Here is a 13,277-nt window from a genome sequence, read left to right on the forward strand (position 1 = left end):
ATCGAGGGCTGGGCGCGCCCCCCGCTGTACGTCGGCTGGCGCGAGCGGCCGATGGGGTCGTCACCCTCCCCGAATCCGCGCTTCCCATCGCCGAAGTCCATCTCGACGGTGAGGGTTCGGCCACATCGTCTTCGGAGCGGCTCATGGGCAGCGCCGTGGGCCGTCGCCTACGTTTCGTGGAGCACCGCGAGTGGGACGAGAACGGGATGTCTCACCTCGAGATCACGGCGCGCGATCCCGAGTCCGGGATCATGGTGATCACGCGCTGGTCGAGCTGGAACGACCTGCCGGTCGTACGGTGCGAGTCGGAGGTCGTCGCCGGGGATCGGCCCGTCGACCTCCGGGCAGTCTCCTCGGTCTCACTCGGCGGCATCTCCGAGCCCGGCGCGCAATGGTGGCACGACCATGAAGTGGGGTTCGCGCACAACACCTGGTTCCGGGAGGCGGCCTGGCAGCGTCGGACCCCCGCGGAGCTCGGTCTCGACGATGCGGGGCTCGACACGTGGGGCATACCGAGTTCGCGTGCGTCGTTCGCACTCGGTCAGCGGGGTAGCTGGTCGACGGGCGGGCACCTGCCGATGGGCATCCTCCGGTCCCGTGAGAGCGAGCGTTCACTCCTCTGGCAGATCGAGCACAATGGAGCGTGGCGCTGGGAGCTCGGCGACCAGGGGGGCGCGCTGTACCTCGTCGCGAGCGGGCCGACGGATCAGAGCCATGCCTGGAGGCGACGGCTCGCGCCCGGAGACCGGTTCCGCTCCGTGCCGGCGACCCTCGTGCTGGGCGGCAGCGATGACGAGCTGTTCGCGGCCCTCACCCGCGCACGACGCCGGGTGCGACGCCCGCATCCCGACAACGACGCGCTGCCGGTGATCGTCAACGACTACATGAACGCCCTCATGGGCGATCCGACGAGCGAGAACATCCCGCCGTTCATCGACGCCGCCAAGCTGGCGGGCGCCGAGATCTACTGCATGGATTCCGGCTGGTACACCGACGGGGCGGGGTGGTGGAACGACCTCGGGTCGTGGCAGCCGTCGAGGCGGCGATTCCCGGAGGGTCTCGAGGCCATGACGCGCCGGATGCGTGACGCCGGCTTGGTTCCCGGCCTCTGGCTCGAACCGGAGGTCGTCTCGGTCTCGAGTCCGGTCGCCGATCTGCTGCCCGCGGACGCGTTCTTCCAACGTGACGGGCGCCCGGTCGTCGAGGGCGGCAGATTGCAGCTCGACCTCCGGCATCCGGCCGCGCTCGCGCACATCGACACCGCCGTCGAGCGTCTCATCGCGGACCTCGGGCTGGGGTATCTGAAGTTCGACTACAACATGGACGTCACGCAGGGTACCGATGTCGACGCCGACAGCCCGGGCGATGGCCAGCTGGGTCATCAGCGCGCGCTGCTGGCCTGGGTGCGCGACCTCATGGATCGCCATCCCGAGCTCGTGATCGAGAGTTGCGCGAGCGGTGGACAGCGGATGGATGCCGCGACACTCGCCGTGCATCCCGTCCAGTCGACGAGCGACAATCAAGATCCCCTGTTCACCGCGGCCATCGCCGCGGCCGCGCCGACGGCGGTCACACCTGAGCAGGGTGCGGTGTGGGCGTACCCCGACCCCTCGTGGTCGGACGAGCGCATCGCGTTCTCCCTCGCGAACAGCCTGCTCGGGCGTGTCCACCTCGGCGGGCGCATCGATCTCCTCACGAGGGAGCAGATGGAGCTCGTGCAAGAGGGCCTGGCGGCGTATCGCGAGACGCGCGGGAGGATCAAGACGGCCGTGCCCTTCTGGCCTCTCGGGCTACCGGGCTGGCACGACGCGGTCGTCGCCCTGGGCATGAGCGATGACGAGGGCGAGCTGCTGACGGTGTGGAGACGCTCCGGGCCGGCCAGGGTGCGGATCCCGCTGGCGCGGTACGCGGGTGGCGAGGTCGACGTGGAAGTCCTCTTCCCGAAGAGCCTGCCGACGCAGGTGGAATGGGATGCCGCGGCCGGCGAGCTCGTGCTCGACCTTCCCGACGAGCCCGCCGCGCGCACGTTCAGGCTGCGGGGTCGAGGGGCGGGCGATGCAACCCGGTCCCGCGGCGGCTCCGTGTCTTCTCAGCGACCCACGCGGTAGCCCAGGTACACCGACCCGTTGGCGAAACGCCGCTCGGCCGTGAGCTGCAGATCGAGCTGCACCCCCTCATCGAGGAAGCGGATGCCGCCACCGACGACCGCGGGCGCGACCACGATGTGCACCTCATCGAGGATGCCGGCGCGTGCCGCCACCGAGGCGAGCCGACCGCCGCCGATCGCGATCGGGGTGGCCGAGGCATCCGTCATCCGTCTCACCTCGTCGGCATCGAACGAGGTGCGCAGCTCGGTGCGGCGGGTCGTGACGGCGTCGAGGGTTGACGAGTAGACGACCTTGTCGATGTCGCGCCACTGGAGCGCGAACTCGCGCTCGGGCGGTGACAGCTCATCGAGGTCGAAGTCATCCCAGGCCTTCATCACCTCGTACACCCGCCGCCCATAGAGGTGGGTCTTCGCCGGTGCGAGCAGGGCGTTGACGAACGAGTGCACCTCGGCGTCAGGCGTCGCCCAGTCCCAGCGGCCGTCCGGCCCGGCGATGTAGCCGTCCAGCGAGGCGGAGTTGAAATAGATGAGCGACCCCATGCGTCGGCACGCTACCCCGCGGCCTCCCCCATGGCCACCCAGGCGCGTTTGCCAGCCGATCCCCAGCAACCGCCACTTGCGGGAAAGACGGATGCTGGGGCTATTGTTTCTCGATAGCTACATACCGTTTATCGATAGGCAGACTGGCATGCAACGCACCACGATCGTCGTCCTCAAGGTCCTCATCGGGGCACTTCTCGCCCTGCTGCTGTGCTGCCAGGCGTTCGTGGTTCCCGCCGTCGCCGCGCAGTCGGCGGTCCGCTACTCCGAGATCGCGTACTTCGAGATCCCCGGGACGATCGTCGGCATCCTGTTCCTCCTGTGCGTTCAGGTCGTGCTGGTCTGCGTGTGGCGGCTGCTGTCGCTCGTGCGCGAGGACAGCATCTTCAGCGACAGCGCGTTCCCCGACGTCGACGTCAGCCTCGGCGCCGTCGCGTTCGCGACGTTCCTGGTGCTCGTCGCCCTCGTCGCGCTCAGCCTGACCGGGTTCCTGACGCCGTCGATCACACTGCTCCTGCTGCTCGGGGTCGTGGTCGGCGCCGGACTGTCGCTGCTGATCGTGGTGCTGCGGGGCCTGCTGCGCAAAGCGTCGCAGCTCGAGCACGACCTGTCGGAGGTGGTGTGATGCCGATCATCATCAACCTCGACGTGCAGCTGGCGAAGAAGAAGATGTCGGTCACCGACTTCGCCGCCGCGATCGACATCACCCCCGCGAACGTCTCGGTGCTGAAGAACGGCCGCGCGAAGGCGGTGCGGTTCACAACCCTGGACGCCATCTGCCGTGTGCTGGAATGCCAGCCGGGCGACATCCTGGAATGGGTGCCCGACGACCACCCGGCCGCGATCGCGGCTGCGGAGGGCGAGGGATGAGTTCAGCGCCGGCGGGTGCGCGGCCGGCGCCCGCCTGGAGCGCCACGGCCATCGCCGAGCTGCTCGACGTCGTGCGGTGCCCGGTGTGCGGCTCGGGCATCGTCGCCGAGCGGCGCTGCCCGGCGTGCGGCGCCGACTTCCGCGGGGCGATCGGCCGCGACCTGTGGGCCGCGTCGCAGGATGCGGTGGATGCGCTCGAGGCCCGGCAGCTCGTGCTCGAGCGCGTGCCGATCGTCCCGGTCGAAGCACCGCGAGCCGCCGCCGCGGGCGCTGCTCAACCGGTCGCCGCCTACCCTCCTGCGCCGGCCGCGGCGCCAGCCCCCGCCGCGGGGCCGTCCGCGACCGTGCAGTCCGTCCTCGCGATCGCCGGCGCGGGCCTGGTCGCGGTCGCGGCCGTGGTGTTCACGTTCTTCAACCCCGACCTCGCCGACCCGCTGCCGCGCGCGGCGATCGTGGGCGGCATCGCTGCGGCGTTCCTCGGCGGGTGCGCGTTCCTCGCGCGGCGCGGACTGCGTTTCTCGGCAGAGGCGATCGGCGCCCTCGGCGTGGGCTTCCTCGCCCTCACGGTCACGACGTTCCTGGCGCTGCTGCCGACGGGCGTGGACGGCTGGGTCTTCACCGCACTCAGCGCGCTGGTCGCCGGTGGCGCGCTCGCGGTGCTCGGCCCGCGCGCCGGCATCCGCGCGTGGCTCTGGAGCGGCCTGGTCGCCCTCGCCTTCGTCCCGCTGATGCTCGCCCTCGCCTCGTCGTCGATGCTCGCGACCACGGCTGGATGCCTGGCCTCCGCCGCCGCTTCCAGCGCCCTCGTCGCGTGCGCCGCGCGGGCCGGGTCCGACCGGCCGCTCACCGCGGAGGCTGTCACCCTCACCGTCCTGCAGTTCGGCTTCGCGGCGGCGGCGCTGGTCACGGTGTGGGGAACGGATGCCGCCACCGGCGTCTCCCCCGCGCACCTCGCGAGCGCGACCCTGCTGACGGTCGCCGCCCTCGCCGCGGCGTCCGCCCGGCACCTCGCCGGAGCGCTGTGGAGCGGCGTCTCCGGCGCGGCGATCGTCGCCGCCGTGGCGGTGCTGCCGCTCGCCGCGGCGGGTGTCGGCGACTGGTTCGCCGCGTTCCCGGTCGCGGCAGGCCTCGGGCTCGTCGGCGTCGGCACGCTCACCCCGCTGCACCGCGCGGTCGCGCGCGGCGCCCTCTTCACCGGAGCGGTCGCGGTCGTCGCGGCCGTCGCCGTGATCCCGACGCTGACCGCGTTCCTGACGCTCGCCGGTGTCATCGCCGGCACGGCGGGCGGCACAGTCCTCCCGCCGACGACGGCGCTCGGGCTCACCGTGGGACTCGCGGCGCTGGCGCTGTCGCTCGCGTCGTTCGCCGCCCTCACGACCCCGCGCGGGCTCGCCGTCACCGACGTGGCCGGGGCCGCAGCATCCGTCCCCTCGCCTCTCGCGTTCGGGGGGCGCGACGATCGTTCGGGGCGCGCGCCGCACGCCCCGAACGTCGCCGACGCGCCCCGAACCGTCGCCAGCGATGCCGACGCCGACCCGGCCGGGTCGCGGACGCCGGCGGCCATCGGCACCCGCTGGCTCGGGTTCCTGGGCGCGTGGTACGCGGTGCTCGCCTTCCTCACGGTGCTCGCGCTGCCCGGCCTCGAGGTGTGGGCGCGCATCGGGCTCGGGCTCGTCGCCGCGGTGGTGGCCGGCGCCGTCGTGACGACGCGGCTGCGGGATGCCTCGGCCGCGGTCCGCGTGCCGCTCGTGGTCGGCGCGCATGCGTCGGTCGTGGTCGCCGCGGTGCTGTCGTGGCGCGACGACGATCTCACGGTCTGGGCGGGTGCCGCCGCTGTCGCTGCTCTGGCCGTGCTCGCGCTCACCGTGCCTCGCGCAGCGCGCTTCGTGCACGTCGGCGTCGGATTCGCCTACGCGCTGGTGGTGCTGGCGACTGCGCTCGCGCGCGCCGGTGCCGATCCGCTCGTGGTCGTGTGCGTCACGACGTGCGCCGCCGGCACCGTCGCGATCGCGGCCACGTTCGCCCGGAGGGTTCCGTCGCGCGAGTGGTACGCCGTGCTGGCCGTGACGGCCATGCCCTTCGCGATCGGCGTGCTGCAGGTCGTGTTCGAGCGCAGCGGCTGGACCGCCCTGTCGACGGCCGTGATCTTCTGCCTCGCCCTGACCCTCGTGACGACGACGCGACCCGGACTCGGCATCCTCGTGCGGACGCTCGCCGCCGCCACCCTCGTGCCGGCCGTCGCCGTGGTCGCGGTGTGCCTCGGGGCGCAGCTGCTGCCGATGAGCGGGTCGCCGGTCGTGCTTCCCGTGATCGCGGGCGTCGTCGCCGGGGTGCTGGCCTCGGCCGACCTCCTGGCCGACGCGCTCTCACGCCGCGTGCCGCGCACGCATGTGCGGTCCGCCGGACTCGCGGTCGAGGCATCCGCTCTCCTCACGGCGGTGATCGCCGTCTGCCTGTCGCTCATGCGCACGTCGGCGGGGCTGCCGACGACGCTGCTCGTGCTCGTCATCCTGGGGATCGGGTTCGTCGCGACCGCCCTCTTCTCTGCGCGGCGCTACGCATGGTCGCTGGCGGGCGCCGCCTTCACGGGCGCGCTGTGGAGCGCGTGGGGCATCGCCGGCGTCACGGGTCTCGAGCCCTACCTGCTGCCGCCCGCCCTCGGCGTCGCGGTCGTGGCGACCTGGCTGACCGCCCGCGGGCGACCGGGGATCGGCCTCTACTCCGTCGGTCTCGCCGTCGCGGTGGTGCCGGTGCTGATCGCGCTCACCCTGGATGGAACGGATGCTGCGATCCCCGCGCTTGCGATCGATGCGGGCTTCCCCGCCCGGGCCTACGCGCTCGTGGGCGCGGCGTGGGCCCTGGTGGCAGCGTCCGTCATCGTCACCCGGGCCTCCGCACCGCGCGTGCGTCGCCTCCGGGCGCTGCGCGCGCCGACCCTCGCCGTCGCGATCGTGGCGGCCGCGGCCGCAGCCGCACAGGGCGTGCGATGGGGAGTGGGGCTGGACGCCGCACCCACCGATCCGCTGATCTTCGCGGCGCTCGCGTTCGGACTCGCCGGCGGCGGGGCTGCGGCGAGCGCCGCGCGCTCCCTGCGCCGGTCGGCAGACACCGGGACGCTGCTCGCCCGGACCCGCTGGCTCGGCGCCCCCGCCGTGCTGATCCTGGGGGTGGCGGCGTGGCCGGCGATCGAGCGGGACTGGGCGGTCATCTGGACGATGTGGGTGCTGCTGCTGACTCTGCTGACGCTCATGGTGGCCGTCACCGCGCGGGGGCTTCGCGGACCGACCGCGCTGCCGCCGGTGTGGTTCCTGTTCGCCGTCTCGTTCGCGACCGCGGTGGTCGCGTGGAGCCCCCGCGACCTCCGCGTCGAGTGGTTCTCGCTGCCGCTCGGGCTGTTCCTCCTCGCGGCCGGCGCCCTTGCGGTGCGCCGACCCGCGACGTTCCCGCCGACACGGTCGATCGAAGCGTGGCCCTCGGACTGGGCCGGGTCCTGGCCGCTGCTGACGCCCGGACTCGTCGTGATGCTGAGCGCCTCGGTCGCCGCGACCTACACCGACCCCCGCACATGGCGCGCGATCCTGGTGATGGCGATCGCCCTCGTCGCGATCCTCGTGGGGGCCACGCGGCGCCTCGCCGCGCCCTTCCTCATCGGGATCGTCGTGCTGCCGGTCGAGAACGTGCTCGCGTTCATGGTGCAGATCGGGCGCGGCATCGAGGCGATGCCGTGGTGGATCACCCTGTCGGTGGTCGGCGCGGTGCTGCTCATCATCGCCGTCGGCTACGAGCGGCGGGCCGGCGACGGCACCGGGCTCGCGGCCCGGCTCCGCGACCTCGCCTGACGGCGCGGGTCAGGGCTCGAGCGTGACGTCGACCTGGATCTCGCTCGCGAGGCGCTCGAGCTCGCGGGTGAGAGAGTCGAGATCCACGGATGCCGGCACCCGGGCCTTCACCGTGGCCTCGAACAGCCGGCCGCCGTACATGGCCGCCTCACGCGTCTCGGTGGTCATGCGGTCGATGTTGATGTCGTGGGAGCGCAGGACCGTCGTCATCTCCCTGACGATGCCCGGATGGTCGTTGCCGATCACCTGGAGGGTGAGCGGACGCATGGCGGCAGCCTCAGCGGAGGGCTCGGAGCCTGTGCTCACCGTGACGGAGAGCAGACCGTCGAGCACCGACAGTGACTCCCGGAGCTCGTCCGCCCGCCCCGGGACGACGGAGACCTCGACGACCCCGGCGAACACGCCCGACAGCTCGGCGAGCTGGCTGTTCTCCCAGTTCCCGCCGTGGCGGTCGACCACATCGGCGACGGCAGCGACGAGACCGGCTCGATCGCCTCCGACAAGCGTGAGCACGAGGATCGTCATGGCTCACAGCGTACCCATCGGGCGCCGGCGGGTTGAGGGGGACCGCTCGGCGAGTATGGACGCCATCCGCGCGATCTCGGTGCGATGGTCCTTGGAACGCCGCGCACCGGTCGCCGTGGGGGCACGGCGGGGTTCAGCGAGGGGCGAGCTCGGCGGTCACCGGGAACGGCAGTCGGAACCGCTCGGGGTCCGCCCCGACGGCAGAGGCGGCGCCGTATTCGTCCGCGACCACGGTGACTCCCCGGGCGCTCGCCTCGGCGATCCGCACCGGGCGCGCCGTGCCGTCGGGAAGACGCAGGATCCACTGGTCGGCGAGGTAACCGATCCCGAGCTCGTCGAGCAGCTCCTCGGCGGCGAGCCACTCGACCGCGCCGGCGCCGTCCGGCGTGCGTTCGCGACCGAGCAGATCGAAGACGCGGAACCCGTCGCCGGAGGCGAGCATCCATCCCAGGATCTCGCCGTCGGCGCGACGATGCTCGATCCAGTCCGCAGGCAGCATGAGACCCGAGCGTAGCGACACCTCCGGCGCGAGGCGAGGCGAGGCGAGGCGGATCATCCACAACCCGCGCCGCGGTCGGGCGGCGGGCCGCGGCATCCGGGTAGCATCCCCTCAGAGATCGCACGTGGGGATGCGCGGTCCGGATCAGGGGAGTCGTATGGCCACCTTCGGCACACCTCCCGCCCGGCGACCGTCGGCGCGGGTGCGACGCCGGCGCCTGTTCGCGGGCATCGCGGGCGCCGTCGTGCTGCTCGCCGTGATCGGCGGCACGGTCGCCGCGATCGGCTTCGCACGCGCGGGCGCCGAGGACCGGGGGACGGGCGCTGCACCCTCCGCGACCGAGTCGCCTGCACCCACGCCCACCCCGACGCCGCTCACGGCCGAAGAGCAGCTGCTCGCCTCCTCCACCGACCCCGCGGCGTGCGCGGTGAGCTTCGCGGGCGACGGCATCGCCGACGCGCCCATGCTGCAGACGCAGGGCGCGCTGTACGCAGGACTTCCCATCCCCTCGCGCGACGGGCTCGTGTTCGCGGGCTGGTACGCGACGCCGGCGGATGCCGCCGCCTTCGCGGTCCCCGCACGCGTCAACGGCTCCGAGCCCGTCGTGTGCACCGATCAGCGCGTCACGCTTCACGGCGCGTGGATGAGCCCCGAGCAGAACGCGGCCGAGGACGCCCGCATCCCGATCCTGATGTACCACCAGTTCACCGCCAACCCCCAGGGCGAGAGCGGCTGGCTGCGCGGGAACTACGCGTACATCGGCGACTTCGACGCCCATATGAACCACATCGCGACGACGGGCTTCTACCTGCCGACGTGGGACGAGCTCTCGGCGTTCATCGACGGACGCCTGTTCCTGCCGACCCACTCGGTGATCGTCACAGACGACGATGCCGACCAGACGTGGTTCGACCTCGCCGCACCTGTCGTGGACAAGTACAAGGTGCTCACCACGTCGTTCATGATCACCGCCTACAGGCAGGATCCGCCGCCGAACCTCTACGTGCTGCGCCGTTCGCACACACACGACATGCACCGCGCGGGCGCGAACGGCGACGGGCTCATCACGAACCTCCCGGTGCCCGAGATCGTCGCCGACATGGAGACCTCGTACGGCGTCCTCGGGGTCAAGGAGATCGTGGCCTATCCGTTCGGGCACTACAACGACACCGCGAAAGAGGGCCTGCGCCAGGCCGGCTGGGAGATGGCTCGCACCATCGAACCCGGCTACGTCACGATCGGCACGGACAAGCTCGCCCTGCCCACCGTGCGTATCAACTACGGCATGGGGCTGGACGCGCTGATCAACCTCATCGGGTGACGGCGGCGGGCGGAACACCGCGCATTACAGGGTCGAATTAACCTCTGTCAAGCTTTTCGCAAGAAGCCTCTTCCGATCAGGCCCCCACCGCAGTACATTTACAGGGCGCAGGGGGGCGCGGTACCCGAAACCAACGTTCCCTTTCGACCCGACAACCCGGCCGGGTCTGCGCACTGGGGTTGGTCAGTTCGACGTTGCCGTCGCGCCGTCCGACTGGGGAAGCACATGTCTGCTAAGGACGCGTCGTCGTGCGCGCGGTGGACCGCGGTCTGAAGCCGACCGCGATCAACGCGGCGCCCACGGGCGCCGGAGGAGTGACCCGAACGCTCCTCCGACGTCCACCCCTGACGCGCCCGATCTTCGACGTGCTGCCCGACGCGATCGCCCCTCGCGTTCAGCCGTCGCTGGAGCGCCGCCATCTCTGGGAGCGGCGCTACCGGCGACGGTTGGTCGCGACCGACGCGGCCTGCGTCACCGCGGCGGCCATCGCGGCGATGGTCTTCGAGACGGGGGTTCCCGCATCCCTCGCCGCCCTCGCACAGCCGGCACGCATCGGGGTCTTCGTCGTCTGCGCATGGATGGCGCTGCTGTGGCTCGCCCGCACGCGCGAGCCGTCGGTGCTCGGCGCGGGAGCCGCCGAGTACATGCGCCTCGGGCACGCGACGGGCTTCGCCTTCGGCATCCTGTCGACCGTCTTCATCCTGGCTCAGCTGCCCGGGTTGCGCGCGCAACTGATCATCGCTCTTCCGTGCGGGCTCGTCGCGCTCGTGCTCACGCGCCGCCTGTGGCGCAAGTGGCTGATCCACGAGCGCGAGCGGGGCGAGTGCGTCTCCCGGGTCATCGTCGCCGGCACTCGCGACGACGTCGAGTACGTCATCGACAAGCTGACGCACGACCCGCATCACGCGTACATGGTGATCGGCGCGACGACGACGGACGGGGTGTTCGACCCCATCGACATCGAGGATCACCACTACCCGGTGATCGGGTCGATCCGCCTCACCGCGAGGTATGGACGCGAGGCCGGCGCCGACGCCATCGTCGTCGCCAGCACGCCCGAGAACGACCGCGACTTCGTACGGCGACTGGGATGGGAGCTGGAGGGCAGCGCTGCGGAACTCGTGCTGTGCAACAGGCTCACCGACGTGGCAGGGCCTCGCCTGTCTCTGCGGCCCCTCGACGGACTTCCCCTCGTGCAGGTCAAGATCCCGGAGTTCGAGGGGGGCGTCCACGCCATCAAGCGGGGGATGGACGTCGCGCTGTCGCTGCTCGCCCTCGTGCCGATCGCGCTCATCGCACCCTTCGTGGCGATCGCCATCAAACTCGATTCGCGCGGGCCCGTGCTGTTCCACCAGCTGCGTGTGGGCCGTGACGGCCGGCAGTTCTGGATGCTGAAGTTCCGGACGATGGTCGCCGACGCGGAGATACGGCGAGCAGAGCTGGTCCCCCACGACGAGGGCGCGGGGCCGCTGTTCAAGATGAAGAGCGACCCCCGCGTGACGCGGGTGGGGGCGGTGCTGCGAAGGTTCTCGATCGACGAGATGCCGCAGTTCGTGAATGTGCTGCGCGGCGACATGAGCATCGTCGGCCCGCGGCCGCCGCTGCCGTCCGAGGTGACGTCGTACGACGGCACCGTCTACCGCCGCCTGTACATCAAGCCAGGTATCACCGGACTCTGGCAGATCAGCGGGCGCAGCGATCTGTCGTGGGACGACAGCGTGCGGCTCGACCTGCGCTACGTCGAGAACTGGTCCATCGCGACCGACCTCATGATCATGTGGCGTACCGCGCACGTGATGATCGCGCCGAAGGGCGCCTACTGATGCCCCGGCGGACGACTTGGCCGGCGACAACGGCGTCGCCGGCCGCCAACGACCGGATCCGCGGTCACACGCCGCCATACCCGCCGTGTGCAAACCGGCGATCGCGTGTGACGACAGCCCGTTCCCCCAAGCGGGCGTGGCCGCGGGTCCCTGGGGTGGCGTGGAGCAGAGAACATTCCCGTAGAGGAATACTTCTCCCGCTCGATTCCGGGTGGCCCGTCGGCTGGGGTCCGGGTCACCCCGAGACGACGCGGAGTCCCGAGAATTCGACCGCCTGGTCCGTCTTGTAGTCCTTGAACAGGCGCACCCAGGTGCCGCGGAGAGCCGCGCCTGCGAGGACCGCCTCGAGCGCCGTGCGGTCGGCCACCGTCACGCGCACGTGGTCGTCGTCCAGGTCGATCCGGACACGCACCGCTGAGCCTGCGGTCGGCACCTCCACCTTGCCGGTGGACACCGGGGACCCGGTCACACCCCGCTCGTACGGAGCGATCTCGATCGTCCCGTCGACGTCGAACGTCAGCTGACAGCCGGTGGCATCTCCTCGCTCGCCCTGCCCTCCCGGCGCGTCGCCGCTCAATGCGAACACCACGCCGGCGGAGCCCTTCGGGGGTACGGCATCCGGCCAGACGATGGTCGCGTCCAGGCGGCGGATCCTCTTGTCTGGGGCGGCCAGCGAACCCATGAGGTAGCTCGTCGCGCTCGCACCCTGGATGCGCAGGGACTGCCTCGACGGGACGAGCACGGGCTGAGACGACCAGCCGAGGGTGTCGATCGCCGAGGGCAGGTCGCCGGCCGCTCGCCGCCCGGTGGCGAAGGCGTCCCGGTCCGCGGGCCGGCCGTCGACGAGGTAGGCGATATTGGAGCACATCATGCCCCGGACGCCCAGGCCGGCGAGCCGCTGGACCTGATCGTGGAACCGCACCTCCCAGCACATCACGGGGAGCCCTGTGCCCACGACCTTCCGGATCATCTCGTCGGATGCCGAAGTGGGCACACCGAGGATGTCGAATGTCGCCGCGAACTCGTCCAGGCGGTCGAGCTGTTCGTCGTCGAAGTAGCCCCACGCACGGTAGCCCCTCTCCTTCGCGGCCCGCACCTGTGCGGCCGGCGCCCATTGCTTCCACACGAAGCGATCCGTCGGACGGGCCTGAGCATCCAGGATGTCCAGGATCGGCATCGTGTTCGTCCCCTGCTTGTCCTCGATGAAGACGAGCACCTCAGGGCCGAGTTCCCGCAGCACGTCCTCGAGCCTCGAGACCGGCTCCAGCGGGGTGTTGACGCCGAGCCAGCTGCGCGCGTCCACCTCGAGGGCGCTCACCTCGCTCCAGGTCATGTCGCCGATCTTCTTGTCGACGCCGAGCACCCTCTCGGCGGACAGGTCGTGATGGCAGACGAGGACTCCGTCCGAGGTCGAGCAGACCGAGATCTCGATCGCATCGGCCCCGGCCAGCGATGCGTTCCGATACGCCGTGAGGGTGTGCTCCGGCCAGTTGTCGCCGCTCCCGCGGTGTCCGACGTAGAACCTCGGTCGAGCGAGGAGCTCGGCTACCGACGAGGGAGCCGGTGGGCGTGAGGGGGTGGGCGTGGGCGACGGAGAGGGCGAGGGGCTCGGGGGAATCGCGTTCGGCGTGGGCTTCGGCCCTGGCACTGCCGTGCAGCCCGCCAGGAGCGCGGTCGACAGCCCCACGATCAGGAACCCGCGACGCGAGATCGGAGAAGGTGTCATCGCGTCTCCCCCGTTTCTCGTGGGACG

Annotated in this window: 10 protein-coding genes; 6 read left to right on the forward strand and 4 right to left on the reverse strand. The window is 71.4% G+C overall.

Annotated elements, in window-relative coordinates; all coding sequences use genetic code 11:
* Positions 1–143 precede the first annotated feature (143 nt).
* The gene (locus MRBLWH7_RS12155; protein ID WP_341994798.1) at positions 144–2,108 is read left to right on the forward strand and encodes a glycoside hydrolase family 36 protein; all 1,965 of its coding nucleotides are present in this window, start codon (positions 144–146) and stop codon (positions 2,106–2,108) included.
* Here MRBLWH7_RS12155 and MRBLWH7_RS12160 read toward each other — a convergent pair.
* The gene (locus MRBLWH7_RS12160; protein ID WP_341994800.1) at positions 2,090–2,647 is read right to left on the reverse strand and encodes a dihydrofolate reductase family protein; all 558 of its coding nucleotides are present in this window, start codon (positions 2,645–2,647) and stop codon (positions 2,090–2,092) included. The genes MRBLWH7_RS12155 and MRBLWH7_RS12160 overlap by 19 nt on opposite strands.
* A gap of 148 nt (positions 2,648–2,795) precedes the next feature.
* Between MRBLWH7_RS12160 and MRBLWH7_RS12165 the strand changes: the two genes are divergently transcribed.
* The 3 genes from MRBLWH7_RS12165 to MRBLWH7_RS12175 are packed head-to-tail and all read left to right on the forward strand — an operon-like array spanning position 2,796 to position 7,356.
* Positions 2,796–3,272, forward strand: coding sequence for a DUF2975 domain-containing protein (locus MRBLWH7_RS12165; protein WP_341994802.1), 477 nt, complete (start codon positions 2,796–2,798; stop codon positions 3,270–3,272).
* The gene (locus tag MRBLWH7_RS12170; RefSeq protein ID WP_341994804.1) at positions 3,272–3,517 is read left to right on the forward strand and encodes a helix-turn-helix transcriptional regulator; all 246 of its coding nucleotides are present in this window, start codon (positions 3,272–3,274) and stop codon (positions 3,515–3,517) included. The genes MRBLWH7_RS12165 and MRBLWH7_RS12170 overlap by 1 nt, the downstream gene beginning before the upstream one ends.
* On the forward strand, positions 3,514–7,356 hold the full coding sequence (locus MRBLWH7_RS12175; RefSeq protein WP_341994806.1) for a hypothetical protein: 3,843 nt from the start codon (positions 3,514–3,516) through the stop codon (positions 7,354–7,356). Before MRBLWH7_RS12170 ends, MRBLWH7_RS12175 begins: the two co-directional genes overlap by 4 nt.
* Positions 7,357–7,365: 9 nt before the next feature.
* On the opposite strand, the gene MRBLWH7_RS12180 is transcribed toward MRBLWH7_RS12175, so the two are convergent.
* Positions 7,366–7,881, reverse strand: coding sequence for an ACT domain-containing protein (locus MRBLWH7_RS12180; protein WP_341994808.1), 516 nt, complete (start codon positions 7,879–7,881; stop codon positions 7,366–7,368).
* Between the two features lie 133 nt (positions 7,882–8,014).
* Entirely contained in the window at positions 8,015–8,437 is a 423-nt protein-coding gene (locus MRBLWH7_RS12185; protein ID WP_341994810.1) for a hypothetical protein, read from the reverse strand.
* A 100-nt stretch (positions 8,438–8,537) separates the two neighbouring features.
* Here MRBLWH7_RS12185 and MRBLWH7_RS12190 point away from each other — a divergent pair, with 100 nt between their 5' ends.
* Entirely contained in the window at positions 8,538–9,701 is a 1,164-nt protein-coding gene (locus tag MRBLWH7_RS12190) for a polysaccharide deacetylase family protein (RefSeq protein WP_341994812.1), read from the forward strand.
* A 248-nt stretch (positions 9,702–9,949) separates the two neighbouring features.
* Positions 9,950–11,524, forward strand: a complete 1,575-nt coding sequence (locus MRBLWH7_RS12195; protein WP_341994814.1) for a sugar transferase — start codon at positions 9,950–9,952, stop codon at positions 11,522–11,524.
* Positions 11,525–11,759: 235 nt separating this feature from the next.
* Here the strand turns inward: MRBLWH7_RS12195 and MRBLWH7_RS12200 are convergent, their stop codons facing one another.
* A complete protein-coding gene (locus MRBLWH7_RS12200; RefSeq protein WP_341994816.1) occupies positions 11,760–13,250 on the reverse strand; it encodes a glycerophosphodiester phosphodiesterase in 1,491 nt (496 codons plus the stop codon).
* Positions 13,251–13,277 lie beyond the last annotated feature (27 nt).

Source organism: Microbacterium sp. LWH7-1.2, from assembly GCF_038397755.1.
In the GTDB taxonomy this organism is placed as follows: Bacteria; Actinomycetota; Actinomycetes; order Actinomycetales; family Microbacteriaceae; genus Microbacterium.

Excerpts from the sequence above, each read along its gene's own strand:
- MRBLWH7_RS12155 (WP_341994798.1), top strand. The coding sequence starts at position 144 with ATGGGCAGCGCCGTGGGCCGTCGCCTACGTTTCGTGGAGCACCGCGAG.
- MRBLWH7_RS12160 (WP_341994800.1), bottom strand. The coding sequence starts at position 2,647 with ATGGGGTCGCTCATCTATTTCAACTCCGCCTCGCTGGACGGCTACATC.
- MRBLWH7_RS12165 (WP_341994802.1), top strand. The coding sequence starts at position 2,796 with ATGCAACGCACCACGATCGTCGTCCTCAAGGTCCTCATCGGGGCACTT.
- MRBLWH7_RS12170 (WP_341994804.1), top strand. The coding sequence starts at position 3,272 with ATGCCGATCATCATCAACCTCGACGTGCAGCTGGCGAAGAAGAAGATG.
- MRBLWH7_RS12175 (WP_341994806.1), top strand. The coding sequence starts at position 3,514 with ATGAGTTCAGCGCCGGCGGGTGCGCGGCCGGCGCCCGCCTGGAGCGCC.
- MRBLWH7_RS12180 (WP_341994808.1), bottom strand. The coding sequence starts at position 7,881 with ATGACGATCCTCGTGCTCACGCTTGTCGGAGGCGATCGAGCCGGTCTC.
- MRBLWH7_RS12185 (WP_341994810.1), bottom strand. The coding sequence starts at position 8,437 with ATGATCCGCCTCGCCTCGCCTCGCCTCGCGCCGGAGGTGTCGCTACGC.
- MRBLWH7_RS12190 (WP_341994812.1), top strand. The coding sequence starts at position 8,538 with ATGGCCACCTTCGGCACACCTCCCGCCCGGCGACCGTCGGCGCGGGTG.
- MRBLWH7_RS12200 (WP_341994816.1), bottom strand. The coding sequence starts at position 13,250 with ATGACACCTTCTCCGATCTCGCGTCGCGGGTTCCTGATCGTGGGGCTG.